The following is a 25,844-nucleotide window of genomic DNA, read 5'->3' on the forward strand; positions in this document are numbered from 1 at the left end:
GGGACCCTTGGTCGCAGTCATGGCTTGTTCTCGGTCTGCGGAAATCTGCGGGAAATCATGTACCGGCTTGCTTTGGGCCGGCACGCAAAAACGGTTCGCCTGAGACCGGCCGCGCAAAGGCGGCCGGTCTCAGGCGCCGGTAAGGCCTGCGGCAATGGAAGCCGTAAAGCGGCCGAAAAAACGCCAGGGCAGCCGGGCATGGTCGTGCAGCGCGGCAAAATCCTGCGTCGTCGGCAGGGGCGGCAGATGGCCCTCTGCCTGCACGGCGCTGAAGCGCTGCGAATGATGCTCACACGGCGACATGGCTAGTGTTTAGCAGTTCCAATCAAGCCGGACAATCGATGCCGCTGCAGCCGGGCCATCAGCGCGACGCAGAGGTATCGACGCTGACGACCACCGACATGCCGGGGGCCAGGCGTTCGGCAAGCGGCTGGCCGGAGTCGACCGTGATGCGGACCGGCACACGCTGGGCGATCTTGATGAAGTTGCCGGTCGCGTTGTCGGGCCGGATGACGCTGAATTCGGAGCCGGCCGCCGGCGAGAAACGCTCGATCTTGCCCGTGAGGCGGGCGTGGCGGAGCGCGTCGACAGTGAAGCTCACCGGCTGGCCTGCCCGCATGCCGGCGAGCTGCGTCTCCTTGAAATTGGCGATGACCCAAACCTGGTCCGGCACAAGCGCCATCAATTGCGTGCCGGCAGCAACATATTGGCCGAGCCTGGCGGAGACCTCGCCCAGCCGCCCGTCCTGGGGAGCGGTGATGCGGGTATTGCTCAGGTCGATCTCGGCGAGATGGACCGCGGCCTCCGCACCCTCGACCGCGGCGACCAACGACTGGCGGTTGACGATGGCGGTCTGGATGTCCTGGCGGGCGACATCGACGGCGGCATTGGTGGCGGTGATTGCGGCGCGAGCCTGGTCGAGCGCCTGCTGGCTCTGGTCGGTCGAGGTCTGGCTGACGACGCCGCGTTCGCGCAGGGGCTCGATGCGGCCCCAGTTGGCCTCGGCGGTGCGCAAGGCGGCCTCGGCACTGGCGACATTGGCTTCGGCGGCGCGCAGCCGGGCTTCGGCGGCGGCGCGCGACTGGTCGGAATTCGCGAGTGCGGCGCGCTGTGCGGCGAGGCCGGCCCGGGCCTGTCCCAGCTTCTGGGCGAAGATCCGGTCGTCGATACGCAGGAGCAGGTCCCCGCGGTGCACCGCGGCAAAATCCTGTACCGGCACTTCGGCGACATAACCGGCGAGCTGCGGCGCGATGATCGTGACCTGGCCGCGGACATAGGCGTTCTCGGTTACCTCGACGGCGCTGGTGAACGGCGGCAGCCGCCAAGCGTAGAGGATGATGCCGAGGCCGACGAGGCCGATGGCGAGTGCGACATAAGTCGAGACAGAGCGGAGGATGCGGGTCATTGCGGGGCTGAACGGTCAGGGGCGGGTTGAGCGCGGGTTGCGCCGGCACGCTGGCGCAACTGCAGAAAGGCGACGTGGCAGAGGAGCCCGACGAGTGCGAGACTGGCAATCGCCGAGATCAGCATGAAGGCGTCGTTGTAGGCGAGTACGATCGCCTCTTGCGTCGCGCGCTGCGCGAGCAGGGTGACGCCCTCCGCGCGCATCAGCGCGGGGTCGCTCAGGACATGGCCATAGACGCCGCCGAAGAGGTTGAGGCGCTGGACCAGGAGCGGTTCGGACAGCACGAAATGCTCGGTGAGCACGTTGAAGTGGAACGTGGTCCGCAGCGTGATGAAGCTGCCGAAAAGGGCCGAGCCGAGCAGGCCGCCGATGCTCTGCGTGAACAGGAAGACAGTGATGAAGCTCAGGATATAGATCGGACCGCGTACGATCGCGCCGCCCATGCCCTGAGCCATCGCCGCGGGCAGGAACAGGCCGGAGCCGTAGGCGACGAGTGCCTGGCTCAGCCGGATATCGTGCGGCCTTGTCAGGCTGGTGGCGCCGCTGTCCAGCCAGGCGCCGAGCGCGACACAGGCGAGCGCTGTGCCGTAGAACCAGTTTTCGCGCCCGGGCCGCAGCAGCAGCGCGCAGGTCAGGCCGCCGGCGAGGATCGCGCACAGGATAATCGCATAGAGCGGCATGGTCTGCTCGTTCTGGATGCCGAGCGCCTGGAAGAAGTTGGAGGCGCCGACCGTCTGCTCGGCGAGCACGATGCGCATCAGGAGAATGGCGCCGGCGAAATGCAACGTCGCCGGGCTGGTCAGCCAGCGAATGTCGATGAGCGGGCTGTCACGGTGCAATTCGACGATCACCGCCAGCGTCAGGCAGATGACGGCGAGAGCGAAGAGCATGCCGAGCCAGGGCGCCTCGAACCACCAGTAGATCCGGCCGAGGCTGAGCGCGACCGCGATGGCGCCGAAGCCGATCGCGATCAGCAGGTAGCTGACGATATCGAGCGGGCCGATCCATTTCACCCGCGGCGGTGTGGTCAGCGGCAAGGCGAAGACGAAGCCGAAGGCAACCATCGCCAGCCCCGTCTCGAACAGGGTGAGGCCATGGAAGCCGCCGAGCTCGAGCAGCGGTGGCGAGAGCAACCGCGTCACCGGGATGCCGAGCGCGGTGTTGGTCAGCGCCAGTGACAGGCCGACGGTGAGCTTCTTCTGCGGGGGCAGCGGTTCGATCATGTAGAAGAAGGCGAGCGAGGACATCGGCGCAGCCGCCATGCCGCTCATGAAGCGCACGACCACCGCCGAGGGCAGGTCGTGCACGAAGACGAGATTCAGGAACGCGGCGAGGACGAAGCCGGCGAGGCTGATCTCGGCGAAATTGCGCAGGCCGTACTGCATCCTGATCTTGATCAGGGCGAGCGAGAGCGAAACGTTCGGCGCCATATACGCGGCGATCAGCCAGTTGGTCTCGGCGATGGTGGCGCCGAGTTCGCCCTGGATCTGGTAGACGTTGGTGTTGACGAGGTTCGCGCCGATCTGCTGCGTCATCGCCAACGTCACCGAAGCCAACATGTAGGCGAGCGCGCGGGCAGGCGGCATGGTCAGCCCTGCAGGGGCCGGTGCCTGCGGCGATGCGGTCGGCGCGGCGGAGGCTTCGGACGCACTCACGGTGCGGCGCTCCGGCCTGCAGCGATATTACGCGAGGTACGGCGCAGGACGTCGAGCGCGGCTTCCAGTTCCTGGGGCGCGATGCCCTGCAGGATACCGGCGCGCAGCTCGGCAAGGAAATCCAGGATATCCTGTGCCTGGGCCCGCGCGCTCTCGGTCAGGAAGACGCGGCGCGCCCGCCGGTCGCCTTCGACCGCGCGACGCTCGATCATGCCATTGCGCTCCAGCCCGTCGAGCAACCGGACCAGCGTTGGCTGCTCGATGTCGAGCAGGCCGGCGAGATCGGACTGGATCGGGCCGTCTTCCCGCGCAAGTTCCATCAGCAGACGCGCCCGCGACAACGTCAGGCCCATGCCGCGGGCGCGGTCGTCGACGAGCGCCCTCAGCTTGCGGTTGACGGCGGCAAGTTCGCCGGTGAATGCGGCCTGAAGCTGGATAAGGTCCATAGCAGTGATATCAATAGTGTGCTAATGATTGTCTTGCTTATATCGGCGTTTGATGCATATCAAGGAATATATTTATCGAATGATATGCAAAAAATGCATATCAGGCTTGGCCGCCGGCGACAAAAAAACGCGGCCCCGAGGGACCGCGTTCCAATCTCTTCGCGCTGAGTTTCTCGGCGCTTGGGTTTCGGCTTACTTGCCGGAGCCCTTCTGGCCCTTGGCGGGCTTGGCATCGATGCGCTCGGCGATACGGGCCGACTTGCCGCGACGATCGCGCAGGTAATACAGCTTGGCGCGGCGCACCTTGCCCTTGCGGATGACCTTGATCGAATCGAGATTCGGCGAGAACAGCGGGAAGACGCGCTCGACGCCCTCGCCATAGGAAATCTTGCGGACGGTGAAGCTCTGGTTGAGGCCACCGCCGTTACGGGCGATCACGACGCCTTCATAGGCCTGGACGCGGCTACGCTCGCCTTCCTTGACCTTGACGTTGACCTGCACGGTGTCGCCGGGCTGGAAGGCGGGGATGGCCTTGCCTTCGCTCAGCTTGGCAATCTGCTCGGCATCGATCTGCTCGATGATGTTCATGGGTCTCTCCATGGCCGTATTCGCGCGAAGGCGCGGGCTTTCGGCTCGCTGTTTTCAGTTGAGTGCGGGGCCTTACAGGAGCGCGCGAGATTTGTCGAGCGGCAATGCCGGCCAGACGTTGAACCGGGGGGCGGCTTGTTGGCGACGCTGCGGGCATGCATAGCCTTTGTGGAAGCGACACGCCAGCGGACGACACGCCATGACCGACCAAGCCATCAGGACCGTTCTCGTCACTGGCGCGGCGCGTGGTATTGGTCTCGCGACGGCCAGGCGCTTCCTGACCGAAGGTTGGCAGGTCGGCCTGCTCGACATCGACGGGGCCGGGCTTGAACGGGCTGCGGCCGAGATCGCCACTCCCGAACGGACGCTGGTGCTGACCTGCGACGTGTCCATGCCGGCGCAGCTCGAATCGGCTTTTGCCGGCATGGCCAAGCGCTTCGGGCGGCTCGATGCGTTGGTCAACAATGCCGGGACGGCGGTGTTCAAGCCCATGCTGGACACCACGCATGAGGAATGGCAGCGGGTGCTGGCGGTCAACCTGACCGGCCCGTTCCTGGCGACACAGCTCGCCGCCCGGGCGATGGCGGACAATGGCGGCGGTGCCGTCGTCAACATCACCTCGATCTCGGGCCTGCGCGCCTCGACGCTGCGTGTCGCCTACGGCACCTCGAAGGCGGCGCTGGCGCATCTGACCAAACAACAGGCGGTCGAGCTCGCGGGGCTGAGCATCCGCGTCAACGCGGTCGCGCCCGGGCCGGTCGAGACGGCGATGGCCAAGGCGGTGCACAGCCCGGAGATCCGGGCTGATTATCGCGATGCCGTCCCGCTCGGCCGCTACGGGCTGGAAGAGGAGCTGGCCGAGGCGATCTTCTTCCTCTGCTCGGATCGGGCGACCTATGTCACCGGGCAGGTGCTCGCCGTCGATGGCGGCTTCGACGCCGCCGGAATCGGGCTTGCGACCCTGCGGGGCGAGCGGCGGAATTCCTGACGTTCGCGCGAAACGCCCGTCGCAGTGCAGCTTCGGTTCGGTCATGCTCGCCCATGTGGCGAGCCTCCACGTCCTGAACTCGATGTCCGACGAGGGACGACGTGGATGGTCGGGACAAACCCGACCATGACGGGGAGGGAACGCTACCCCATCGCCTCGCGCTTCTTGAGCAATTCGTTGAGCATGTCCTGCTGCTCGCTCAGCCGGTTCGCGAGGGCCTCCTCGACGGCGGCGCCGGAGGCTCCCGTCGCCTGCTCCATCAGTTCGGCGATATTGCGCCGGAGGAGGGCGATGCGCTCATCCAGTTCCATTCGCGAAGCGTTCTCAGGCATCGGCCGATTCTCCATGCTCCATCGCCGCCGCGCCGGCGGCTCCGTCCCGTAGAATGTCCGGCAACCCATCGGGTTCCGCGACAGCAGCGCCGGGACCGACGAGATCGCCGGGGCCGCTTCACGATGCGGGCAACCGGACGGAAGCCTGATGAAACCATACGTTGCTGCGCCGGGATAGTCGTCGCGGCATCGGCGCAGCCGGCGTCTCAGGTTCGGCGCAGCATCGCTGACAAAGCGCTTGCGTCCGCCACCGATCGGCGCGAACCTCTCCTCAACTGCCTCTCCGACGGCCGCCCGACCCTGTCGGGCCCGAGCGACCGCCGCCCATCCGGCGCGAGCGCATTCGCGGTTCCCGCCGGGTTCCATCGCGCCGGAGCCGGGGCCGCTCGAACCTCTCCTCCATCGCGGCCAGCCCCGAAGGAGGAAGTCATGCCCGCATCGGCACAGAATGGCGGTTCCGCAACCGGCACCCGACGCGCGGGGCCGCGATGCATCGCGATCGTCGGCCCCTTCCAGAGCGGCAAGACCACGCTGCTCGAAAGCATCCTGATGCGATGCGGCGCGCTCTCCCGTGCCGGCACGGTCAAGGCCGGCAACACAGTCGGCGATGCGGCTCCCGAGGCGCGCGCACACCAGATGAGCACCGAGCCCACGGTCGCAACCGTCGACTTCCTCGGAGACACCTTCCATTTCATCGATTGCCCCGGCTCGGTCGAATTCCTCCACGAGATGCGCCATGTGCTGCCGGCCGTCGATGCCGCTGTCGTCGTCTGCGAGGCGGATGACAGGAAGGCTCCTGCGCTGGAACTCGTGCTGCGCGAGCTGGAGGAGGCCGATATTCCGCGCTTCCTGTTCCTGAACAAGATCGACACGGCTTCACGCCGGGTGCGGGAGACGCTCGGTATCCTGCAACGGGCCTCGCGCACGCCGCTGCTGCTGCGCCAGATTCCGATCTGGCAGAAGGGCATCGCGGTCGGCTTCATCGATCTCGCCCTGGAGCGGGCCTTCATCTACCGCGAGCACGCGCCGAGCGAGATCGTGCCGCTGGCCGTCGACGAGGTTGGCCGCGAGAAGGAAGCGCGCTTCTCGATGCTGGAGCGGCTCGCCGATTACGACGACGAGCTGATGGAGGAATTGCTGGGTGACATGGAGCCGCCGCGCGATCGGGTCTTCGACGACCTCGCCCGCGAGTTGCAGCACCGGCATGTCGTGCCGGTGCTGATCGGTGCGGCCGAACGCGGCAACGGCGTCACACGGCTGCTCAAGGCGCTCAGGCACGAGGCGCCTGGGCTCGCCGAGACGCGGGGGAGGACCGGCATCCTCTCCGAAGGGCCGCCGCTGGCCCAGGTGATGAAGACCTGGCATTCGAGCCAGGGTGGCAAGCTCTCATTGGCCAGGGTGATGCGCGGGCGGCTGGCGGAGGGCGATGTGGTGACCTCTTCGGGCGGCGTCGAGGCACGCATCGCCGGGGTCGTCTCCCTCAAGGGTGCCGAACAGAGCCGCAAGCCCGCCGCGGAGGAGGGCGAGGTCGCCGGCTTCGCCAAGCTCGACGGCATCGCGACGGGCGAGGCCTTCATGCTCGGGAAGGCGCGGGCGAGCGTCGTCAGCGCGGTGGCGCCGCCTGAAGCGGTGCATGCCTTCGCCGTCGCGGTGAAGGATCGCAAGGACGATGTCAGGATGGCGGCGGCGCTGCAGCGCCTGACCGAGGAGGATACGGCGCTCGCAGTGACGCAGGTGCCGGAGCTCGGCGAAATCCGGCTCTCCGGCCAGGGCGAGATGCATCTGCGCGTCGCGCTCGAGAAGCTCGCCGGCCGCTATGGCGTGACGGTGACGAGCAAGCCGTCGCAGGTGGGCTACCGCGAGACGATCCGCAGCCAGGCCAGCGCGCGCGGCCGGCATCGCAAGCAGAGCGGCGGACATGGTCAGTATGGCGACGTGGTGATCGAGGTCGCACCGCTGGCGCGTGGCGAAGGTATCCAGTTCGTCGACAGGATCACCGGCGGCGTCGTTCCGCGCCAGTATATCGGCTCGGTCGAGGCCGGCATGCGCGACTTCTGCGAGAAGGGGCCGCTGGGCTTTCCGATCGTCGATGTCGCTGTGACGCTGACGGACGGCTCCTACCACACCGTGGATTCCTCCGACATGGCGTTCCGGCAGGCGGCCCGGCTGGCGATGAGCGAGGCGATGCCGCAGGCGAAACCGGTTCTGCTGGAGCCGATCCTCTCGGTCGATGTCGTGATCCCCTCCGAGGCGATGTCGCGGGCCTCGGCCTTGATCTCCGCGCGGCGCGGTCAGATCCTTGGTTACGATACCCGTCCGGGCTGGCGCGGCTGGGACCAGATCAAGGCGCTGGTGCCGGAGGCCGAGATGACCGGACTGATCGTCGAGTTGCGCTCGGCGACATCGGGCGTCGGTTCTTTCAGCGCACGCTTCGACCATCTCGCGGAGCTCGCCGGCAGGCCGGCCGAAGCCGTCGTGTCCGCGCAGGCGCTGGCACTCGCGCAGGCGCGCTGACCGGCACTTCAGGCCGCCATTTCCGCCGGGGAGCCGTCATCGGCCCCCGGTTCGGGCTTGATTTCGTGCCGGATGGACTGTTTAGATATAAACATTTTACAGGTAATGGTGGTCGACGCTTGCGCTGCCGGCCACTGTTCCGCACTGTATGATCATGAAAATGCACCGGAACCTGCCGCGAGGCGGCCAACCGGGCAACAGGGAGGGAACGATGACTGCGACCGGCGCCACGCAGGCGAGGAATGCCTCGCGTCCCTGGCTGGCGCATTATCCGCCAGCCGTGCCGCCGGAACTCGACGTTGCCAGGATCGGGACCCTGGTGGACCTGATCGGTTCCGCCTGCTCGAACTATGCCAACCGTCCGGCTTTCGAGAGCTTCGGCAAGGCGATCACCTTCGCCGAGACGCGTCAGGCGGCCGAGGCCTTTGCCGGCTGGTTGCAGGCCAAGGGGCTGAAGAAGGGCGATCGCGTCGCCTTGATGATGCCGAACATCCTGGCCTATCCGGCGGCGATCTTCGGTGCCCTGCTCGGCGGCTTCACCGTCGTGAACGTCAATCCGCTCTATACGGCGCGCGAACTGACCCACCAGATCAACGATTCCGGGGCGCGGGTGCTCGTGACGATCGAGAACTTCGCCCATGTCGTCGAGGAGGCGAAGCCGAGCCTGAAGCTCGACGTCATCGTCGTCGCCACGGCCGGCGACCTGATGGGCTTCAAGGGCAAGATCGTCAATTTCGTCGCGCGCCGCATCAAGAAGGTGGTGAAACCCTACAACCTTCCGGGCTCGGTAGCCTTCCAGCAGATCCTGCGGAACGCGGCGCCGATGGCGCCGGTGACGATCGTGCCGGAAGACGTCGCCTTCCTGCAATATACCGGCGGGACGACCGGCGTCGCCAAGGGGGCGACGCTGACGCATCGCAACGTCTCCGCCAATGTCCAGCAGGCCGCCTTATGGCTGGAATGGGTGCTGGAGCCGCCGCTCGGCCGCAGCGACTACCAGCATGTCATGGTGACGGCTCTCCCGCTCTACCATATCTTCGCGCTGACCTGCTGCTGCCTCTTCATGCTGCGGATCGGCGCCAAGAGCCTGCTGATCGCCAATCCCCGCGACATTCCCGGCTTCATCAAGACGCTGAAGGCGAGCCGCTTCACGCTCTTCTCCGGGGTCAACACGCTCTATAACGCTCTCGCCAACCATCCCGAGATCGAGCAGGTCGACTTCTCCGAGATGCGCTTTGCCGTAGCCGGCGGCATGGCGACACAGGCCGCGGTCGCCAAGCAGTGGAAGGCTGTGACCGGGCGCCCGATCATCGAGGGCTACGGCCTGTCCGAGACCTCGCCGATCGCCACGATCAACCGGCCCGACCTGACCGAATTCAGCGGTACGATCGGCTATCCGATTCCCTCGACGGACATCGCGATCCGCGATGCCGAAGGCAACGACATGCCGCTCGGCGAGGCCGGCGAGATCTGCATCCGCGGGCCGCAGGTGATGGCGGGCTACTGGAACCGGCCGGACGAGACCGTCAAGGCGATGACAGCCGACGGCTATTTCCGCAGCGGCGATGTCGGCGTGATGCTGCCGGACGGACAGGTCAAGGTCGTCGACCGGATGAAGGACATGGTTCTGGTCTCCGGCTTCAACGTCTATCCGAACGAGGTCGAGGACGTGCTGGCCTCCCATCCCGGCGTGCTGGAATCGGCGGTGATCGGCCTGCCCGACGAGCATTCCGGCGAGGCGGTCACCGCCTTCGTGGTGCGCAAGGACCCGACGCTGACGGCGGATGTCCTGCGGGCCTACTGCAAGGAGAACCTGACCGGCTACAAGGTGCCCAGGCAGATCTTCTTCCGCGAAAGCCTGCCGAAGACCAATGTCGGCAAGGTGCTGCGCCGGGCGCTGCGCGAGGAGGTCGTCGCCGGGCGCTGACGCTGTGCGACTGTCGACAGGCGGGCGAGCGACGTGTCATCTCTTGTCGGCTTTCGCTGGGCGGGTGACCGCCTTGCGCCGCCGGAGAACCTTGCCGCTTGCCCCATCGCCTCGTCGAACTGCCCCTGTTGCGCAGCCTGAAGCCCGGCCTCCATATCTACGAGGAGGAGGCGCTGAATGCCGAGCCGGCACTCGCGCTGCTCGACGAACCGATCACACCGGTCGATTCCTTCTTCATCCGAAATAACGGCCATCTGCCGGAGATCGACGAGCGCGATTGGACGCTGACCATCGATGGCGAGGTCGAGCGCCCGGCCGTGTGGACCGTCGAAGGCCTGCATCAGCGCTTCGAAACCGTCACGGTGACCGCCGTCCTGGAATGCGCCGGCAATGGCCGCTCGCGCTTCTCGCCGGCGACCGACGGGCTGCAATGGCGGCTCGGCGCCGTCGGCTGCGCGCGCTGGACCGGGGTTCGGCTGGCGGATGTGCTGGAACATGCGGGCCCAAGGCGGAGCGCAGTCTACACCGCCCATCACGCGCCGGATCGACAGATCGGCAAGCCGGAGAAGGCGGCGCTCTCGCGCGGCCTGCCCATGGCCAAGGCGGTGGCTCCGGAAACGCTGATCGCCTTCGCTATGAACGATGAGCCTCTGCCGCGCCTGCATGGCGGGCCCTTGCGTATCGTCGCGCCGGGTTATCCCGGCTCAGCCTGGCAGAAATGGCTGAACCGGATCAGCCTGCGCGCCATCGAGCATGACGGCGAGAAGATGCGCGGGACCGACTACCGCCTGCCGATCCGGCCGGTCCGCCCCGGCGAGCCACTCGATTCGGCAAATTTCGCCGTCATCACCGACATGCCGGTCAAGTCGCTCATCGCCACGCCTCTCGACGGTTTCGTGGCGAGGCAGAGCGAGCGATTGAAGGTCGCGGGCTTCGCCTGGAGCGGAGCGATTCCGCTGGAATCGGTCGTCATCTCCAGCGATGGCGGCGAAAGCTGGCAGGATGTCGAATTGCAGGCCGGCGAGGGGCCTTTCGCCTGGCGCCGCTTCGAGGCGGAGATCGTGGCCGAGCAGCCGGGCCCCTTCGTGATCATGGCACGGGCACGGGATGCCGAAGGCAATGTCCAGCCGCTGGAGCCGGTCTGGAACCCGCGGGGCTATTGCAACAATCAGGTCCAGCGCGTGCGCGGCTCGGTCGTCGCATGAGGCTTTGAACCTTTTGGCGGGCTGCCGCGTCTAAGGAATGGGTCTGCCATTCCGGGCATGGCTCTGCCGCCTCGGTCACTCCTCCTCCCATCGGCGACCGAGGCGGCCACTCTCCCCAGCAAAAACGCGTTCAGGCCGCCAGCAGGGCCTTGCCGTCGGCGGCGTGGCCGGTGACCGGCACGATCTCGCCGGGCGCGATATCGCTGCTGAAGCGGATCAGCGTGAAATCCTCGGCGCGGCCGGTGTTGCCGCGTTCCGTCAGGACGCTGAGGGGGCGGCCGATGCGCTCCGTCAGATGGTGTTGCTGTGCCGTGCTCGCCACCGCTCGCAACCGGGCGGCGCGCTCGGAGATGACCTCTCCCGAAAGTTGCGGCATCCGTGCGGCGGGCGTGCCGGGGCGGGCGGAGTAGGGGAAGACATGGACGAAGCTCAGCCCGCATTCCCCGACAAGGTCGAGCGAGCGGGCGAACATCGCCTCGTCCTCGGTCGGGAAGCCGGCGATGAGATCGGCGCCGAAGACGATATCGGGGCGCAGTTCGCGGATCTCCGCGCAGAAGCGGATGGCGTCATCGCGGCTGTGGCGGCGTTTCATGCGCTTCAGGATGAGGTCGTCTCCCGCCTGCAGCGAGAGATGCAGATGCGGCATCAGACGCGCTTCGGTCGCGAGCAGGTCGCGCAGGGCGTCATCAACCTCGACGGCGTCGATCGAGGAGAGGCGCAGGCGCGGCAGATCGGGCAGGGCGCTCAGGATCGCTCCGGCGAGCCTGCCCAATGACGGCTGGTCGGCCAGGTCGCGGCCATAGCTGGTGAGATCGACGCCGGTCAGGACGATCTCGCGGGCGCCGGCTTCGAGCAGGGTACGGCATTGCGCGACGACATCGGCGATGGCGAGCGAACGCGAATTGCCGCGCCCGAAGGGGATGACGCAGAAGGTGCAGCGATGATCGCAGCCATTCTGGACCTGGACGAAGCCGCGGGTATGGCTGGTAAAGCGGCCGGTGACGGGCGCGCGCATGGCAGTGCGGGCCATGATGTCGCCGACATCGAGCTTGTCGGCCGCAGCGGTGTCAGAATGGCCGAGGCTGTTCGAGCGGGCGAGGACGGCCCAGTTCTCGGGCCGCAGCTTCTCGTCATTGCCGAGGACGCGGTCGACCTCCGGCATATCGGCGAAGCGCGCGGGCTCGATCTGCGCGGCGCAGCCGGTGACGATCACCGGCCTGTCCGGCTGCTCGCGCTTGAGGCGGCGCACGGCCTGCCGCGCCTGTCGGGTGGCCTCGGCGGTGACGGCGCAGGAATTGACGATGGCGGCATCCTTCAGCCCGGCGGCTTCCGCCTGGAGCCGCAGCGCCTCGCTCTCGACGATGTTGAGGCGGCAGCCGAAGGTGACGACCTCCAGAGCATCTTCGCGCTTCTCCGAACTGCGAAGATCCTCTGGGTTATTGTTTGGTCGCATTTTCTTCACGCGAACCGGCACCACTTTGCTTGAAAATGCTCCAGGGCCATCACGCCGCGCTCGTGAACAGCGCCGGGTCCAGCGTACCTTCCCATTCGAATTCGACCGGGCCGGTCATCAGGACATGGCCGTCGCGCTCGCGCCATTCGATGGCGAGATCGCCGCCGGGCAGGCTGACGGTCGCCTTGCGCGCGGTGAGCTCGCGGCGCACGCCCGCAACCAGCGCCGCGCAGGCGCCCGAGCCGCAGGCCTGGGTGATGCCGGCGCCGCGCTCCCAGACGCGCAGTACGATATGATCGGGCGCCTTGACCGCGGCGAGCTCGATATTGGCGCGGTCGGGGAAGATTGGGTGGTTCTCGAGCAGCGGGCCGATCTGCTCGAGGTTGTAGGCATAGGGGTCTTGGACGAAGAAGACGGCATGCGGATTGCCCATGTTGACGGCGCAGGGCGTGTGCAGGATCGGATCGTCGATCGGACCGATCTGCAATTCGAAGCGGCTGGTGTCCTCGAAGGGCTCGGCCAGCGGGATCTGGTCCCAGGCGAGGCGCGGGGCGCCCATGTCGACAGAGAAGAGCGTTTCGCCGTCGCGAACCGCCGGCAGCAGGCCGGCCTTGGTCTGGAGCGCAAGGCGGGTCTTGCTCGCATCGCCCATCCGAGGATCGGCGATCATGGCCCAGGCGACGCAGCGCGTGCCGTTGCCGCAGGCGCCGGCTTCCGAGCCGTCGGTATTGTAGATGCGCACGAAGGCGTCGGTGCCGGGCGTCGCGGCATCGTGCAGCACCATGAGCTGGTCGAAGCGGGCGCGCGGCTCGGAGGCGATGGCGCGGGCTTCGCTTTCGCTCACGACATGCTTGCTGCCGCGCAGATCCAGCACCGTGATCTGGTTGCCGAGCCCGTTCATCTTCAGGAACCGGCGATTGGCCAGAGCGTTCATTTGGTCACACGTCCCGTGAATAGTGGGTCTATGGCGGAGGCGACGTGAAAAAGCCACCCTCACCCCCGTTCCTGAGACAAGGTGGACATTCTATGTTGCGCCGCAAGGGCGCGAATCGCGTGAAACTCTAAGGCCGTGACGATGCGTGATTCTCGGCGGTATTCCCGGATCTGTGTTCTGGCGCTCCTGGCGAGTCTGCCAAGCGGATGGGTCTTCGCACAGGCGCGCGTCGCCCCGCCGTCGGCCGTCGAAACCGCGCCGCTGGCGCCACCGCCCGGCGCCAGCCCGGCGCAGATGCCGTCGGTCCCCGCACAGGTCCCGCCCGCCGCGATGCCCGATTCCCAGCCCGGGCCGCAACCGGTCCAGCCGGCTCCGCCGCCACCGAACCCTGTGACCCCGCAGCCTGTTCAGCCTGCACCGACATTGCCGGGTCCGGCCGAGCCGCAGCCTGTGCAACCGCCGCCGACCCTGCCGCCGCCGGTGCTACCCGCGCCGCCGCCCGTGCAGCAGCAGACCGGCGTGCCCGATCCCAATGCCACGCTCGCCGGCAAGCGCGGCGATTCCAGCGATATCGACGAGGTCGCGCTGGTCGCCAAGCCGGTGCTGCTGCTGTCAGGACAAACGAGCTGGGACCAGGGCTTCCAGAAACTGTCCGAGAGCTTCAACACCTTACGCGAGGAAGCTCGGAAGGCGGGACTGCCTGTTGCCGGCCGGCCGCTGTCGCTTTTCGTGGAGACGACCGATGACGGCTTCCGCTTCGATGCCATGCTGCCGGTCGCAGCGCCCGCCAGCGGGCAGGTTCCGGCCTTCGGCGGCGGGGTGAAGCTCGGCGCATCACCGGTGGGGAAGGCGCTGCGTTTCCTGCACGTCGCGCCTTATGACGACATCGATTCCACCTACGAGACGATCACGGCCTATCTCGAGGCCAAGAGCATCACCGTGAAGGACGCCTTCCTCGAGGAATATGTCAGCGATCTCAAGGACCCCGGCGATCCGAATCTCGAGATCAACGTCTACGTCCAGCCGAAATAGCGGGTTCCGACGTCATGCTCGCCCTGGTGACGAGCATCCACGTCTTGCGCGCAACCTTCGACCAGTGAAGACATGGATGGCCGGGACAAGCCCGATCATCACGAATGCTTGTGCGGGGTGAGGGGCGTTTTCAGACGCTCCAGCTCAAACCCGGCCGCATCGGCCGGAAGCGCTCTTCCGGCAGGCCGGCTTCGGCCAGCGCGGCCTTCAGGGCCTCGGGCGGGCGCTCGACGCCTTCGTCGGTGAGCTGGAACGTGCCCCAGTGATGGCCGATCGCCTGCTCAGCCCGCAGTGCGAGCATGACTTTCACGGCCTCGTTGGGGTTCATGTGGTTGTCCGACATGAACCAGCGCGGCTCATAGGCGCCGATCGGCAGCACCGCGAGGTCGAACGGCCCGTGCTGGCTACCGAGCTCCGCGTAGAGCGAGCCGTCATGGTAGCCGGTATCGCCGATATGGAAGACCTTCGCGGTCGGCGTTTCGAGAATGTAGGAGCACCAGAGCGCCATGCGCCGGTCGAAGGCGCCGCGCGCCGACCAGTGGTAGCTGGGTACCAGCGTGGCCGCGACCTTGTCGGAGAGCATCAGCCGGTCGTTCCAGTCATGCGCCTCGGTGCGGGCATCGGGAATGCGGGCGCGGACGATCGAGTCGTTGCCGAGCGGCATGATCATGCGTGGCTGGTCTCTGGCATGCAGCAGTGCCAGCGTCTCGATGTCGAGATGATCGTAATGGTTATGCGTCACCAGCACGACATCGATCCTCGGCAGATCGGCGAAGGCGACGCCGGGCGCGTTCACGCGTTTCGGGCCGATGAAGGAGAAGGGGCTCGCGCGCAGCGAATAGACCGGGTCGATCAGCAGGTTGAGGCCGGCGACCTGATAGAGGAAGGAGGCGTGGCCGAGATGGACGATCCTGGTGCCCTCGATGCTGGCGGGCGGCTTGTCCTGCGGCGGTGCCTGATAGGCGAGAGGGAAAGTCTCGCGCTCGCGCTTGCCGGTCTGCCAGCGCAGCACGTCGGCGATGCCCTTGGTCACCGGGCGGCCGTCGCTGAAGACGAGACCGTTGAAATGGTCGCTGACCGGTCCCTGGTAATAGGGATTGCGCGAGCGGGAGATCGCAGCCCAGGCGGCGCCGGTCGAAGCCAGCAGCGCACCGAGGCCGACGAAGGAGAGAAGCTTGCGGCGGGTCATGGCAAAAGAGGTAGGCCGCCGGGACCCTGCGTCAAGATGCGAACGCGAGCTGCCGCTCAGTTGCTGCCGGAGCGGATCGCGACCGTGGCGACGCCGGCGCCGATCAGGAGCGTGCCGCCGGCCTTGTTGAAGAGGCCGATCGCGCGCGGGTTGCTGACCACGGCGCGCGCCCGTGAGGCGATCAGCGCGTAGCCCATGGCGTTGGCGAAGGCGAGCGTGATGAAGGTCGCCTCGAAGATCAGCATCTGCGTCCAGAAATCGCCCCTGGTGTCGAGGAATTGGGGCAGGAACGCGACGAAGAAGGTGATGCTCTTCGGGTTCAGCGCCGTCACCAGCCAGGCATGGCCGAGCATCTTCCAGCCGGGAGCGGCATCCTCGCGTGGCCTGGCATCGAGCGTGCCGCCGGCGCGGAAGAGCTTGACGCCGAGCCAGACCAGATAGGCAGCGCCGATCCATTTCAGCGTGGTGAAGACCAGGGCGGAGGTGGCGAGCAGGGCGCCGACGCCGAGCATCGAGAGCGTCATGGCCGTGAAGTCGCCGAGCGCGACGCCGACGGCGATCGGGAAGGCGGTGCGCCAGCCCTGGCCGAGCGCGTAGGAAATCACGAGGAGGATCGTCGGTCCGGGGATGACCAGGAGGACGGCCGTGGCGGCCGTGAAGGCGATCCAGGCTTCGAAGGTCATGATGGTGCTGGCTCCGCTAAAGCGCAGAGCCATCACCAGAAGCGGGTGCTTGTAAAGAGCCTATCGCGCCGGCTGCGGATTGTTTCCGAACCACATGACGGGCCCGGCACCCTGGGCGGCCATCTCGCGGCGCGCTTCCGGTTCCGCCGCGACGACCAGCGTCCACCAGACGCGATAGCTGGTGCGCGGGTCCTTGGAGAGCGCGATGCCGTAGCGGGTGGCTTCCTTCATCCGCAGATTGATGTCGTGGCCGGGGGATCTGCGCCAGCCGTCGAAGGCTTCCTCGACCGAGAAATAGCCGCCGCCGAGATTTTCCGCCGCGCGGGAGCTGTCGACGCCGGCAGCGAGGATGCGGTCGCTGAAGCTGCCGCCGGCATCATGCGAAAGCGCGTTGGCCTTGACCATGGCATCGGCCTGGCGCTGTGCCATCGCCATCAGGCGCGGGTCCGGCCGGACCGGGCCCAGGCCCTGGCTGGAGCGATAAGCGTTGAGGATGCGTCCGGCCTGGGCGGGATCGAGAGAGACGGCAGCCACCTTCTCGACCATGCGCGGATCGAGCGTGCCTTCACGACGTGGGTCGCCGGCACAGGCGGCGAGCAGAAGAGTGAGGGCCAGCAGTGTCGAGGCGGGTTTCAGTTTCATGGACCGGCATGTCTTACGAATCGGGCGCGCAGCGATGCCGGTCGATAAGGGCCTTTCTGGGGCCGCGCGGATCAGCCGCGCGCGCCGCCGATCACGCGGCAGAACGCCTTGCGAACGTAATCCTCCGGCGCGACCTGTCCGGCCTGGACCACGAAAACCGCATCGACACGGGTGCCCTTGCCGTTCTTGCGAGCGGTGATGCGCAGGGTCTGCGGGCGCCCCGAGCCGGTGGTTTCCTGGATGGCGAGGACGGCGCTCGTCGCCTTGTCGATGCGCATGTCGGCGAAGCCTTCAGCCGAAACGGCGGCGCCGAGATCGGCAAGGACGGAGGCCGGCTGGCGGTTGGGGATAAGGTCCCAGGTGCGGTAGCTCAGCCCCGTCACCATTGGCACGCCGTCGACCTTGAAGTTGCCGGCGCAGGGCTGAGCCATTGCAGGGGAGAGGCTGGCGAGCGCGAGGCCGGCGGCGAGGGGCATGCTGCGAAGGGCGGAAAAGCGCATCGTCGGTTCCTCAATCGTGAAATCGAACCACCCAGCAATGCGGGGACGGGGGCTGTCTTGCAATCCGGGCGTCATTTTCGTCGCGCCCTTGTCCCCAAAACTTGACTTTCGCTACGGTCTTCCGCTTTAAGACCGCATCCGTTTCGCCGACATCGCCGAAACCACATCCGCCGACCGGGCCGCGCAGGCCGCTTTCATGAGCCCGGAGGTCAACGCCCGACAGCGCGATTGCGCCCTCGGGCGCGAAACCGCTTGGCGATGAGGTTCTGCGCTGAAGGCTTCCTGAGGCAAGCAGGCAGGTCCGCATGTTCGGCACGCTGAGCGACAGGCTCTCCAGCATCCTCTCGGGGCTGACCCGCAGGGGGGCGCTGACCGAGGAGGACGTCAGCGCGGCCCTCCGCGAGGTGCGCCGCGCGCTGCTCGAAGCCGACGTCGCGCTCGAGGTCGTCCGCTCCTTCACCGACAAGGTGCGCGAGCGCGCCGTCGGCGCCGAGGTGCTGAAGTCGGTCACGCCCGGCCAGCAGGTCATCAAGATCGTCAACGACGTCCTGATCGAGACGCTGGGCGGCGAGGGCGAAGGCATCAATTTCGATGCCGTGCCGCCGGTCCCGGTCCTGATGGTCGGCCTGCAGGGCTCCGGCAAGACGACGTCGACCGCGAAGATCGCCAAGCGCCTGACCGAGCGCCACAAGAAGAAGGTGCTGATGGCATCGCTCGATACGCGACGCCCGGCCGCCATGGAACAGCTCGCCATCCTGGGCACCCAGGTCGGCGTGCAGACGCTGCCGATCGTCGCCGGCCAGTCGGCCGTGCAGATCGCCAAGCGCGCGGTCGAGGCGGCCCGTCTCGGCGGCTTCGACGTCGTGATGCTCGACACTGCCGGCCGCGTGACGCTCGACGACACGCTGATGGCCGAGGTCGCCGAGGTGAAGGCCGCGACCAATCCGCATGAAGTGCTGCTCGTCGCCGATGCGCTGACCGGCCAGGACGCCGTCAACACCGCGCGCGCCTTCGATGCCCGTGTCGGCCTCACCGGCATCGTGCTGACCCGCATGGACGGCGACTCGCGGGGTGGCGCGGCGCTCTCGATGCGCGCCGTCACCGGCAAGCCGATCAAGCTCGTCGGTATCGGCGAGAAGGTCGACGAGCTCGACGAATTCCATCCTTCGCGCGTCGCCAACCGCATCCTCGGCATGGGCGACATCGTCTCGCTGGTCGAGAAGGCGGCGCAGACGATCGATGCCGAGCAGGCGCAGGCCACGGCGCAGCGCATGGCCAAGGGCCAGTTCGACCTCTCCGACATGCGCGCCCAGCTCCAGCAGATGGAGAAGATGGGCGGCATCGGCGGCGTGATGGGCATGCTGCCCGGCATGAAGCAGGCGCAGTCGCAGCTCGCCAGCGCCGGCGTCGGCGACAAGATGTTCAAGAGCATGATCGCCGCGATCGACTCGATGACGCCGGCTGAACGCAAGAATCCCGACCTGCTCAAGAACAGCCGCAAGAAGCGCATCGCGGCCGGCTCCGGCACCACGGCCGAGCAGATCAACAAGCTGCTGAAGATGCATCGCGGCATGGCCGACGCCATGAAGATGATGGCCAAGCAGAAGGGCGGCATGCTCGGCAAGCTGGGCTCGATGTTCGGGCTCGGCGGTGGCATGGGCGCTGGATTGCCGGCCGGCATGCCCGATCCCTCGAAGATGGACCCGGCGCAGCTTGCGGAACTCCAGAAGCAGCTCGGTGCGGGCGGCGGCCTGCCCTCGATGCCGCCGGGCGGATTCCCCGGCCTGCCGAAGGGCGTCACCCCGCCGGCCGGGATGATGCCCAGGCTGCCGGGCCTCGGCGGCGGCGGGCTGCCCGGCCTGGGCGGGCCGTTCGGGGGTAAGAAGAAGTGATTCCCGTTCTTGAAACGGAGCGTCTGCGGCTGCGCGGCTGGACGGCCGCAGATTTCGACGTGCTCGTCGATTTCTATGCCGACGAGGAACTGACCCGCTATATCGGCGGCACCAGCGACCGACCGGATTCATGGCGCCGCCTCGCCGGGATGGCCGGGCATTGGGCGCTGCGCGGCCATGGCCTCTGGGCGCTGGAGGCGAAGGAGGACCAGCGGCTCGTCGGCTGGTGCGGTCTGCTCTCGCCGGAAGGCTGGCCCGAGCCCGAGATCGGCTGGAGCCTGTTCGCAGGCGAGCATGGGCGCGGCTACGCGACCGAGGCCGCGCTGCGCGTCCGTGACTATGCCTATCGAGACTTGGGATGGACCACGTTGATGAGCCTGGTCCATCCCGACAATCGACCCTCGATCCGTGTCGCCGAGCGTCTCGGCGCGCGCTTCGAGAAACCCTTCGTGATCCGTGGCACCGAGGTCGGCATCTACCGGCATCCGGCCGCCACGCCTGCGAAACACTGAACCAAAACCAAACCTGACCGGAGAAAACCCATGTCCCTCAAGATCCGCCTGACCCGCGGCGGCGCCAAGAAGCGCCCCTATTATCGCATCGTCGTCGCCGACTCGCGCTCGCCGCGCGATGGCCGCTTCATCGACAAGATCGGCTCCTATGATCCGATGAAGGCCAAGGACGCCGCTGACCGCGTCGTGCTCGACACCGAGAAGGTCCAGGCCTGGCTCGCCAAGGGCGCCCAGCCGACCGATCGCGTCCTGCGCTTCCTCGATGCCGCCGGCCTCGTCAAGCGCCCAGCCCGCAACAACCCGAACAAGGCTGTTCCCGGCGAGAAGGCCAAGGAGCGCGCCGAGAAGAAGGCCGAGAAGGCCGCTGCTCCGGCTGCCGAAGAAGCCGCCGAGGCGTGAGCCTGCTCGTCCGCACGTCAGTCTCGGGCGAAGCGCAGCTTCGGCCCGAGCGTTTTCTCGAGGAGATGTCCGGCTCAAGGCCGGGCGTGGCGTGCTGACATGAGCGACCTCATCCTGCTTGGAATCGTCGGCGCGCCTCATGGCGTGCGCGGCGAGGTCAGGATCAAGACCTACACCGGCGATCCGCTCGGGATCGCCGATTACGGCCCGCTGACCGACAGCAAGGGCCGCAGCTTCGAGATCACCGATATCCGTCCTGCCAAGGAAGTGGTCGTCGCCCGGCTCAAGGGTGTGACGACCCGCGAGGCTGCCGAGGCACTGAACGGGACCGAATTGTTCGTGCCCCGCGACAAGCTCTCGGCGGATGAGGACGAGGACGAGTTCCTGCATGCCGATCTCATCGGCTGCCATGTCGCCGGGCCTGATGGAGCGGTGCTCGGCACCGTGACCGGAGTCGAGAACTATGGCGCAGGCGACCTGCTCGACATCAAGACGCCGGACGGACGATTCGTTTTGATGCCCTTCACCAAGGCCTTTGCGCCGCGTATCGACATCGCCACGCGCCGGATCGAGGCCGAGCCCCCTTTGGGATTGTTCGAGCCCGACGATGACAAGCAATAGGCCTGCCCGCGCGCTGATCTTCGACATGGACGGTACCATCGTCGACAATATGCGCTTTCATGACGATGCCTGGGAAAGCTGGCACGTCAGCAATCAATTGCCCTTCGATCGCAGCACCTTCGCGGCGCGTACGGCCGGCATGGCCGGCAACGAGATCATCTCCTCCTATTTCCCGCAGGCCGCCGTGGCCGAGCTCGACGCGATGAGCGACGCCAAGGAAGCGCTCTATCGCGAGGCCTACCTGCCACACGTCGCCGCGACCGCCGGTTTCCTGGACCTGATCGCACGTGCCGAGAAGGCGGGTGTGCCGATGGCGGTCGGGACGGCGGCGCCCCCGGCCAATATCGAGGTTGTCCTCGATACGCTCGGCCTGCGCCAGCGCTTCGCGACGATCGTCTCGCCGAGCCAGGGCTTCCGCGGCAAGCCGCATCCCGACATGTTCCTGGCCGCCGCCGAGCGGATGAAAGTTGATCCGGCCGACTGCATCGTCTTCGAGGATGCGCCGCTGGGTGTCGAGGCCGCGCGCCGTGCCGGCATGCGGGCCGTGGCGCTGCTCACCATGCTCGGCCCCGAGGGGTTTGAGGGCTATGACAACCTGATCGCTTCGGCTCGCGATTTCACGGCGCTGGACGGGCTGCCGGCGCTGCGCTTTGCTTGAAGGCATGTCCTTCCGCGCCTCGATCCTGACGCTCTATCCGGAGATGTTTCCGGGGCCGCTCGGCATCTCGCTGGCAGGCGAGGGGCTGCGCAAGGGGCTGTGGTCGCTCGATACCCATCAGATCCGCGAACACGGCATCGGCCGCCATCGCAATGTCGACGACAACCCGGCCGGCGGTGGCGCCGGCATGGTGCTGCGCTGCGACGTGCTGGCGGCCGCGATCGATGCGGCGGTGCCGGCGGATGACCTGCGCCCGCGCCTGCTGATGTCTCCGCGGGGGCGCCCGCTCAAGCAGGAACAGGTCCGCGACTGGGCTGAAGGCCCCGGCCTCGTCATCGTCTGCGGGCGCTTCGAGGGCGTCGACGAACGGGTGATCGAGGGCCGCAACCTGATCGAGGTTTCGATCGGCGACTACATCCTCTCCGGCGGAGAGATGGCGGCGCTGACCCTGCTCGATGCCTGCGTGCGCCTGATCCCCGGTGTCATGGGCAAGGTCGCGTCCGGTGAGGACGAGAGCTTCGAGAACGGATTGCTCGAATATCCGCACTATACCCGCCCGCGCGAATGGGAGGGCAGGGGCCTGCCGGATGCGCTGCTCTCCGGAGACCATGCCCGCATCGCGAAATGGCGGCGCGAGCAGGCGGAGCGGATCACACGGGAGCGGCGGCCTGACCTGCTCGCCAGGCGCGATCAGGGATAGGCCGACACCGGCAGCTTCTCGGCCAGCCAGCCGCCCGGCCCGAGCATGCCGCCGCGCACGCCGGCGAGATCGCGCCAGCCACGTCCGCCGAGCTTCTGCGCCACGGCGACCGCCTGCGCACCGGTCCGATCGATCAGGACGATGCGCTTGCCGGGATGGTCGAGGCGAAGCGCGGCGATCCTGACCTCGAATGCCGGCGCATCGAAGTCCAGCGCGACAGCGCCCTGCGGCAGGCCGGTATCGGCCCATTCCTGCGTACCGCGGATATCGATCAGCAGGATGCGCTTTGCCTGCGTCGCTTCATAAGCTTCGCGAGGCGAGAGCGTCGGCACCGACTGCCCGAAAACGAAAGAGGCCGGGAGCATGAAGCTCCCGGCCAGAACGACCCGGCGCGTTGCGGTGCCCTTGATCACGAGGTTCAGCGCAGCTCGGCGCAGAAGCGCTGGATGCGGCGGCAGGCCTCTTCCAGCTTTTCGTCCGAGGTGGCGTAGGAGATGCGGAAGTTGGGGCCGAGGCCGAAGGACGAGCCGTGCACGGCCGCGACCGCTTCCGCTTCGAGCAGGCCCATGACGAGGTCTTCGTCGGTCTCGATCTTCTTGCCGTTCGGCAGGGTCTTGCCGATCAGGGCCGAGCAGTCGGGATAGACGTAGAACGCGCCTTCCGGCACCGGGCACTTCAGGCCGCGGGTCTGGTTCAGCATGGAGACGACGAGGTCGCGGCGACGCTCGAACGCCTTCTTGAAGACCGGGATATGCTCCTGCGTGCCGTCGAGCGCCTCGACCGCGGCCCATTGCGAGATCGCCGAGGTGCCGGAGGTCTGCTGGCCCTGGACGAGGTCCATGGCGTTGATGAGCTGCTGCGGGCCGGCGGCGTAGCCGATGCGCCAGCCGGTCATGGCATAGGACTTCGAGACGCCGTTCATGGTCAGCGTGCGCTCGTAGAGGGCGGGCTCGACCTGCGCCGGAGTGACGAAGGTGAAGTCGCCATAGACGAGGTGCTCGTACATGTCGTCGGTGAGGATCCAGACATGCGGATGGCGCATCAGCACATCCGTGAGCTTCTTCATCTCGGCATGGCTGTAGGCGGCGCCCGAGGGATTCGACGGCGAGTTCAGGATCACCCACTTGGTCTTCGGGGTGATCGCCTTCTCGAGGTCTTCCGGCTGCAGCTTGAAGTCGTTCTTGAGATAGGTCTCGGCATAGGTCGCCGTGCCGCCGCAGAGAGCGACCATCTCGGGATAGGAGACCCAGTAGGGCGAGACGCAGATGACCTCGTCGCCGGGGTTCAGCGTGGCGAGCAGGGCGTTGTAGATGACGTGCTTGCCGCCGGTCGAGACGATGGTCTGGCTCGCCTTGTAGTCGAGGCCGTTCTCGCGCTTGAACTTGCGGGCGACGGCTTCGCGAAGCTGCGGGATGCCGGAGACCGGGGTGTACTTGGTCTCGCCGCGCTTGATCGCGGAGATCGCGGCTTCCTTGATATTGTCCGGCGTGTCGAAATCGGGCTCGCCGACGGAGAGCGAGATCACGTCCTTGCCCTGGGCTTTCAGGTCGCGGGCCTTCTGCGTGATCGTGATGGTCGCGGACGGCTTCACGCGCTTCAGGGCATCGGCAAGAAAGGCCATGGGACTGGTCTCCGGAAGAGGCAGAAGGGTGAGCGCGGAAAAGGCGCGCGCGTGGTTTATGACTCAAGGCCAACGATCGCAAGCGCAACTGCTTGATGGTTTGCAGAAGCGTCATGAATTCCGGGCGGTTTGCCCTTGCGCTCCGGGCATGCGAAGGCCGGTCCATGACGAATGCTGCCGGAACGATCGCGATCTATGTCGACGCCGACGCCTGCCCGGTGAAGGACGAGGTCTATCGTGTTGCCGGCCGCCACAGTCTGCATGTCTTCGTCGTCGCCAACAGCTTCCTCAACGTGCCGCGAGAACCCTGGATCGAGCGGGTGACGGTGCCCGGCAGTTTCGACGCCGCCGACAACTGGATCGCGGAGCGGGTTTCGCGCGGGGCGATCGTGATCACCGCGGACATTCCGCTGGCCGATCGCTGCATCAAGGCCGGTGCCGATGTCATCGGGCCGACCGGAAAGCCCTTCACGGAGGCCTCGATCGGCATGGCGCTGGCGACGCGTGACATGATGGAGGACCTGCGCGCGATGGGCGGCGTGCAGGGCGGGCCGAAGCCGTTCTCGCAGAAGGACCGCTCGGCCTTCCTGCAGGCGCTCGACCTTTCGGTCCAGCGGTTGAAGCGGGCGGGCTTCTTCGGCGGCTAGAGGCCTTCCGATCGGCATAAGCCGTCGTTGCGAGAAGCGCAGCGACGAAGCAATCCAGGGAGGGGCGATATTTCAGGTTCGTTCCCCCGATTGCTTTGCTGAGCTTGCCGTGGCGCGCGGCGCCGTGCCGCCCGCCATGACTTTGGCATTGCTGGACGCATCGTGCCTTTGCCCCTAAACCTCCCGGTCAAAGCAGGCTCGCCATTCAGGCGGGCGCCCGGGAGGAAGCCCATGTCGTTGACCCGCCGTTCCACGCTCGGCCTGATGGCCGGCGCCGTCTTTGCTCCGTCGATCGTCCGGGCCCAGAGCTTCCCCAGCAAGGTCGTCACTCTGGTTGTGCCCTATCCGGCGGGCGGGCCGACCGATGCCATCGCACGTTTCGTAGCGCAGGATCTCGCAGTGGCCTTCGGGCATAACGTGGTGGTCGACAACCGCGCCGGGGCGTCTGGCGCCGTCGGCACGCGCGCCGTCGCCCATGGCCCGGCCGATGGCTACACCATCGTCTTCGGCAACAACCAGACGCATGGCAACAACATGTTCCTGCTGAAGGAGCCCGGCTACGACGCGGTGAAGGATTTCGCGCCGCTCGCCGGCGTCGGTGCCTTCGAGCATGCCTTCGTCGTACGCAATGGCCTGCCGGTGAAGAACATCCAGGAGCTGATCGCGCTGGCCAAGGCCGATCCGGGCAAGCTCAACTACGGCTCGACCGGCGTCGGTTCCGGCTCGCATCTGGCGATGGAGCTGTTCATGCAGCGTACCGGTATCAAGATGACGCACGTGCCCTTTAGGGGGGCGGCGCCGCTGGTGCAGGAGATCGTCGCCGACCGCATCGACATCGCCAACTCGACGCTGCCGAGCGTGCTGGAGCAGATCAACTCCGGCACGTTGCGCGCTCTGGCCCTGGCGAGCCCGGAGCGCAACCCGCGCGCCAAGAACATCCCGACACTGCGGGAGCAGGGCGTCAGCAATGCCGATGCCGATTCCTGGGCGGCCTTCTTCGTCCCGGCCAAGACGCCGGATGCCGTGCTCGATACCCTCTCCAAGGCGGTGCTCGCCTCGCTGAACAAGCCGGAGACGCGCGAGGCGATCCTGAAGCTCGGATTCACGCTCAAGGTGCGCGATCCCGCGGCGTTCAAGCCCTATCACGCGCAGGAAATCGCCACGTGGAAGCAGATCATCACCGATGCCGGCGTGAAGCCGGAGTAAGAGCGACGCTCTCCCCATTCTCAGCGGGAGAAACCGCGTAAGCGGCCGTGTCGAGGGATGCGTCGATGATCTCGCAGCTTGCGGAAGCATCCCTC

At 67.0% G+C, this 25,844-nt stretch carries 27 protein-coding genes; 14 read left to right on the plus strand and 13 right to left on the minus strand.

Translation table 11 applies throughout. The annotated features are described in order from the left end of the window. Nucleotides 1-309 (plus strand): hypothetical protein (locus J0I42_RS21150; protein ID WP_291657776.1); only part of this gene is annotated, 309 nt, incomplete at its 5' end. A gap of 52 nt (nt 310-361) precedes the next feature. Here the strand turns inward: J0I42_RS21150 and J0I42_RS21155 are convergent. From J0I42_RS21155 to rplS, 4 genes are all read right to left on the minus strand, one after another. Beyond that, nucleotides 362-1,405, minus strand: a complete 1,044-nt coding sequence (locus J0I42_RS21155) for an HlyD family secretion protein (RefSeq protein ID WP_291657777.1) — start codon at nt 1,403-1,405, stop codon at nt 362-364. Then, on the minus strand, nt 1,402-2,991 hold the full coding sequence (locus tag J0I42_RS21160; RefSeq protein ID WP_465247707.1) for an efflux MFS transporter permease: 1,590 nt from the start codon (nt 2,989-2,991) through the stop codon (nt 1,402-1,404). The genes J0I42_RS21155 and J0I42_RS21160 overlap by 4 nt, the downstream gene beginning before the upstream one ends. Nucleotides 2,992-3,056: 65 nt before the next feature. Further along, on the minus strand, nt 3,057-3,506 hold the full coding sequence (locus J0I42_RS21165) for a MarR family winged helix-turn-helix transcriptional regulator (protein WP_291657781.1): 450 nt from the start codon (nt 3,504-3,506) through the stop codon (nt 3,057-3,059). A gap of 192 nt (nt 3,507-3,698) precedes the next feature. Continuing rightward, complete coding sequence (gene rplS / locus J0I42_RS21170) at nt 3,699-4,094, minus strand: 50S ribosomal protein L19 (RefSeq protein WP_291657783.1); 396 nt, start codon at nt 4,092-4,094, stop codon at nt 3,699-3,701. A 199-nt stretch (nt 4,095-4,293) separates the two neighbouring features. On the opposite strand from rplS, the gene J0I42_RS21175 reads away from it, so the two are divergent. Then, complete coding sequence (locus J0I42_RS21175) at nt 4,294-5,082, plus strand: SDR family NAD(P)-dependent oxidoreductase (RefSeq protein WP_291657785.1); 789 nt, start codon at nt 4,294-4,296, stop codon at nt 5,080-5,082. A 143-nt stretch (nt 5,083-5,225) separates the two neighbouring features. On the opposite strand, the gene J0I42_RS21180 is transcribed toward J0I42_RS21175, so the two are convergent. Beyond that, nucleotides 5,226-5,414 carry a hypothetical protein gene (locus J0I42_RS21180; RefSeq protein WP_291657787.1) on the minus strand — a complete coding sequence of 63 codons (189 nt, stop codon included), beginning with the start codon at nt 5,412-5,414 and terminating at the stop codon, nt 5,226-5,228. 429 nt (nt 5,415-5,843) lie between these two features. On the opposite strand from J0I42_RS21180, the gene J0I42_RS21185 reads away from it, so the two are divergent. From J0I42_RS21185 to J0I42_RS21195, 3 genes are all read left to right on the plus strand, one after another. Then, on the plus strand, nt 5,844-7,928 hold the full coding sequence (locus J0I42_RS21185; protein WP_291657789.1) for an elongation factor G: 2,085 nt from the start codon (nt 5,844-5,846) through the stop codon (nt 7,926-7,928). A gap of 211 nt (nt 7,929-8,139) precedes the next feature. Next, the gene (locus J0I42_RS21190; RefSeq protein ID WP_291657791.1) at nt 8,140-9,855 is read left to right on the plus strand and encodes an AMP-binding protein; all 1,716 of its coding nucleotides are present in this window, start codon (nt 8,140-8,142) and stop codon (nt 9,853-9,855) included. Nucleotides 9,856-9,953: 98 nt separating this feature from the next. After that, a complete protein-coding gene (locus J0I42_RS21195) occupies nt 9,954-11,060 on the plus strand; it encodes a sulfite oxidase (protein WP_291657793.1) in 1,107 nt (368 codons plus the stop codon). Between the two features lie 130 nt (nt 11,061-11,190). On the opposite strand, the gene mtaB is transcribed toward J0I42_RS21195, so the two are convergent. Then, nucleotides 11,191-12,513: a tRNA (N(6)-L-threonylcarbamoyladenosine(37)-C(2))-methylthiotransferase MtaB gene (mtaB, locus tag J0I42_RS21200; RefSeq protein WP_291657795.1), complete on the minus strand. Its 1,323-nt coding sequence runs from the start codon at nt 12,511-12,513 to the stop codon at nt 11,191-11,193. A gap of 49 nt (nt 12,514-12,562) precedes the next feature. After that, nucleotides 12,563-13,447, minus strand: a complete 885-nt coding sequence (dapF, locus tag J0I42_RS21205) for a diaminopimelate epimerase (protein ID WP_291657797.1) — start codon at nt 13,445-13,447, stop codon at nt 12,563-12,565. Nucleotides 13,448-13,897: 450 nt separating this feature from the next. Between dapF and J0I42_RS21210 the strand changes: the two genes are divergently transcribed. Then, nucleotides 13,898-14,479, plus strand: a complete 582-nt coding sequence (locus J0I42_RS21210; RefSeq protein ID WP_291657799.1) for a GyrI-like domain-containing protein — start codon at nt 13,898-13,900, stop codon at nt 14,477-14,479. A 130-nt stretch (nt 14,480-14,609) separates the two neighbouring features. Here J0I42_RS21210 and J0I42_RS21215 read toward each other — a convergent pair whose 3' ends face one another. From J0I42_RS21215 to J0I42_RS21230, 4 genes are all read right to left on the minus strand, one after another. Continuing rightward, entirely contained in the window at nt 14,610-15,668 is a 1,059-nt protein-coding gene (locus J0I42_RS21215) for an MBL fold metallo-hydrolase (RefSeq protein ID WP_291657802.1), read from the minus strand. A gap of 56 nt (nt 15,669-15,724) precedes the next feature. Next, entirely contained in the window at nt 15,725-16,351 is a 627-nt protein-coding gene (locus J0I42_RS21220) for a LysE family translocator (protein WP_291657804.1), read from the minus strand. Between the two features lie 60 nt (nt 16,352-16,411). Beyond that, complete coding sequence (locus J0I42_RS21225; protein ID WP_291657807.1) at nt 16,412-16,993, minus strand: CAP domain-containing protein; 582 nt, start codon at nt 16,991-16,993, stop codon at nt 16,412-16,414. Nucleotides 16,994-17,064: 71 nt separating this feature from the next. After that, complete coding sequence (locus J0I42_RS21230; RefSeq protein WP_291657808.1) at nt 17,065-17,493, minus strand: hypothetical protein; 429 nt, start codon at nt 17,491-17,493, stop codon at nt 17,065-17,067. A gap of 305 nt (nt 17,494-17,798) precedes the next feature. Between J0I42_RS21230 and ffh the strand changes: the two genes are divergently transcribed. The 6 genes from ffh to trmD all read left to right on the plus strand — a co-directional run bounded on the left by ffh (nt 17,799) and on the right by trmD (nt 22,275). Further along, the gene (gene ffh / locus J0I42_RS21235; RefSeq protein ID WP_291657810.1) at nt 17,799-19,385 is read left to right on the plus strand and encodes a signal recognition particle protein; all 1,587 of its coding nucleotides are present in this window, start codon (nt 17,799-17,801) and stop codon (nt 19,383-19,385) included. After that, nucleotides 19,382-19,897, plus strand: coding sequence for a GNAT family N-acetyltransferase (locus J0I42_RS21240; RefSeq protein ID WP_291657812.1), 516 nt, complete (start codon nt 19,382-19,384; stop codon nt 19,895-19,897). Before ffh ends, J0I42_RS21240 begins: the two co-directional genes overlap by 4 nt. A gap of 30 nt (nt 19,898-19,927) precedes the next feature. Beyond that, nucleotides 19,928-20,296, plus strand: coding sequence for a 30S ribosomal protein S16 (gene rpsP, locus J0I42_RS21245; protein WP_291657813.1), 369 nt, complete (start codon nt 19,928-19,930; stop codon nt 20,294-20,296). A 99-nt stretch (nt 20,297-20,395) separates the two neighbouring features. Then, nucleotides 20,396-20,917, plus strand: a complete 522-nt coding sequence (gene rimM, locus J0I42_RS21250; RefSeq protein ID WP_291657814.1) for a ribosome maturation factor RimM — start codon at nt 20,396-20,398, stop codon at nt 20,915-20,917. Further along, nucleotides 20,904-21,575: an HAD family hydrolase gene (locus J0I42_RS21255; protein WP_291657816.1), complete on the plus strand. Its 672-nt coding sequence runs from the start codon at nt 20,904-20,906 to the stop codon at nt 21,573-21,575. The genes rimM and J0I42_RS21255 overlap by 14 nt, the downstream gene beginning before the upstream one ends. Before the next feature lie 4 nt (nt 21,576-21,579). Next, nucleotides 21,580-22,275, plus strand: coding sequence for a tRNA (guanosine(37)-N1)-methyltransferase TrmD (gene trmD / locus J0I42_RS21260; protein WP_291657817.1), 696 nt, complete (start codon nt 21,580-21,582; stop codon nt 22,273-22,275). Here the strand turns inward: trmD and J0I42_RS21265 are convergent. Next, nucleotides 22,266-22,640 carry a rhodanese-like domain-containing protein gene (locus J0I42_RS21265; protein WP_291657818.1) on the minus strand — a complete coding sequence of 125 codons (375 nt, stop codon included), beginning with the start codon at nt 22,638-22,640 and terminating at the stop codon, nt 22,266-22,268. The two genes, trmD and J0I42_RS21265, sit on opposite strands and share 10 nt — an antisense overlap. Before the next feature lie 53 nt (nt 22,641-22,693). Then, nucleotides 22,694-23,896 carry a pyridoxal phosphate-dependent aminotransferase gene (locus J0I42_RS21270; protein ID WP_291657821.1) on the minus strand — a complete coding sequence of 401 codons (1,203 nt, stop codon included), beginning with the start codon at nt 23,894-23,896 and terminating at the stop codon, nt 22,694-22,696. A 164-nt stretch (nt 23,897-24,060) separates the two neighbouring features. Between J0I42_RS21270 and J0I42_RS21275 the strand changes: the two genes are divergently transcribed. Both J0I42_RS21275 and J0I42_RS21280 read left to right on the plus strand, forming a co-directional pair. Continuing rightward, the gene (locus J0I42_RS21275; protein ID WP_291657823.1) at nt 24,061-24,543 is read left to right on the plus strand and encodes a YaiI/YqxD family protein; all 483 of its coding nucleotides are present in this window, start codon (nt 24,061-24,063) and stop codon (nt 24,541-24,543) included. A gap of 231 nt (nt 24,544-24,774) precedes the next feature. Then, on the plus strand, nt 24,775-25,749 hold the full coding sequence (locus J0I42_RS21280) for a Bug family tripartite tricarboxylate transporter substrate binding protein (RefSeq protein WP_291657825.1): 975 nt from the start codon (nt 24,775-24,777) through the stop codon (nt 25,747-25,749). Nucleotides 25,750-25,844: the final 95 nt, after the last annotated feature.

This window comes from Allobosea sp. (assembly GCF_017308015.1).
Classification (GTDB): domain Bacteria; phylum Pseudomonadota; class Alphaproteobacteria; order Rhizobiales; family Beijerinckiaceae; genus Allobosea.

Excerpts from the sequence above, each read along its gene's own strand:
- J0I42_RS21155 (WP_291657777.1), bottom strand. The coding sequence starts at position 1,405 with ATGACCCGCATCCTCCGCTCTGTCTCGACTTATGTCGCACTCGCCATC.
- J0I42_RS21160 (WP_465247707.1), bottom strand. The coding sequence starts at position 2,991 with ATGCCGCCTGCCCGCGCGCTCGCCTACATGTTGGCTTCGGTGACGTTG.
- J0I42_RS21165 (WP_291657781.1), bottom strand. The coding sequence starts at position 3,506 with ATGGACCTTATCCAGCTTCAGGCCGCATTCACCGGCGAACTTGCCGCC.
- rplS (WP_291657783.1), bottom strand. The coding sequence starts at position 4,094 with ATGAACATCATCGAGCAGATCGATGCCGAGCAGATTGCCAAGCTGAGC.
- J0I42_RS21175 (WP_291657785.1), top strand. The coding sequence starts at position 4,294 with ATGACCGACCAAGCCATCAGGACCGTTCTCGTCACTGGCGCGGCGCGT.
- J0I42_RS21180 (WP_291657787.1), bottom strand. The coding sequence starts at position 5,414 with ATGCCTGAGAACGCTTCGCGAATGGAACTGGATGAGCGCATCGCCCTC.
- J0I42_RS21185 (WP_291657789.1), top strand. The coding sequence starts at position 5,844 with ATGCCCGCATCGGCACAGAATGGCGGTTCCGCAACCGGCACCCGACGC.
- J0I42_RS21190 (WP_291657791.1), top strand. The coding sequence starts at position 8,140 with ATGACTGCGACCGGCGCCACGCAGGCGAGGAATGCCTCGCGTCCCTGG.
- mtaB (WP_291657795.1), bottom strand. The coding sequence starts at position 12,513 with ATGCGACCAAACAATAACCCAGAGGATCTTCGCAGTTCGGAGAAGCGC.
- dapF (WP_291657797.1), bottom strand. The coding sequence starts at position 13,447 with ATGAACGCTCTGGCCAATCGCCGGTTCCTGAAGATGAACGGGCTCGGC.
- J0I42_RS21215 (WP_291657802.1), bottom strand. The coding sequence starts at position 15,668 with ATGACCCGCCGCAAGCTTCTCTCCTTCGTCGGCCTCGGTGCGCTGCTG.
- J0I42_RS21220 (WP_291657804.1), bottom strand. The coding sequence starts at position 16,351 with ATGACCTTCGAAGCCTGGATCGCCTTCACGGCCGCCACGGCCGTCCTC.
- J0I42_RS21225 (WP_291657807.1), bottom strand. The coding sequence starts at position 16,993 with ATGAAACTGAAACCCGCCTCGACACTGCTGGCCCTCACTCTTCTGCTC.
- J0I42_RS21230 (WP_291657808.1), bottom strand. The coding sequence starts at position 17,493 with ATGCGCTTTTCCGCCCTTCGCAGCATGCCCCTCGCCGCCGGCCTCGCG.
- ffh (WP_291657810.1), top strand. The coding sequence starts at position 17,799 with ATGTTCGGCACGCTGAGCGACAGGCTCTCCAGCATCCTCTCGGGGCTG.
- rpsP (WP_291657813.1), top strand. The coding sequence starts at position 19,928 with ATGTCCCTCAAGATCCGCCTGACCCGCGGCGGCGCCAAGAAGCGCCCC.
- rimM (WP_291657814.1), top strand. The coding sequence starts at position 20,396 with ATGAGCGACCTCATCCTGCTTGGAATCGTCGGCGCGCCTCATGGCGTG.
- J0I42_RS21255 (WP_291657816.1), top strand. The coding sequence starts at position 20,904 with ATGACAAGCAATAGGCCTGCCCGCGCGCTGATCTTCGACATGGACGGT.
- trmD (WP_291657817.1), top strand. The coding sequence starts at position 21,580 with ATGTCCTTCCGCGCCTCGATCCTGACGCTCTATCCGGAGATGTTTCCG.
- J0I42_RS21265 (WP_291657818.1), bottom strand. The coding sequence starts at position 22,640 with ATGCTCCCGGCCTCTTTCGTTTTCGGGCAGTCGGTGCCGACGCTCTCG.
- J0I42_RS21270 (WP_291657821.1), bottom strand. The coding sequence starts at position 23,896 with ATGGCCTTTCTTGCCGATGCCCTGAAGCGCGTGAAGCCGTCCGCGACC.
- J0I42_RS21275 (WP_291657823.1), top strand. The coding sequence starts at position 24,061 with ATGACGAATGCTGCCGGAACGATCGCGATCTATGTCGACGCCGACGCC.
- J0I42_RS21280 (WP_291657825.1), top strand. The coding sequence starts at position 24,775 with ATGTCGTTGACCCGCCGTTCCACGCTCGGCCTGATGGCCGGCGCCGTC.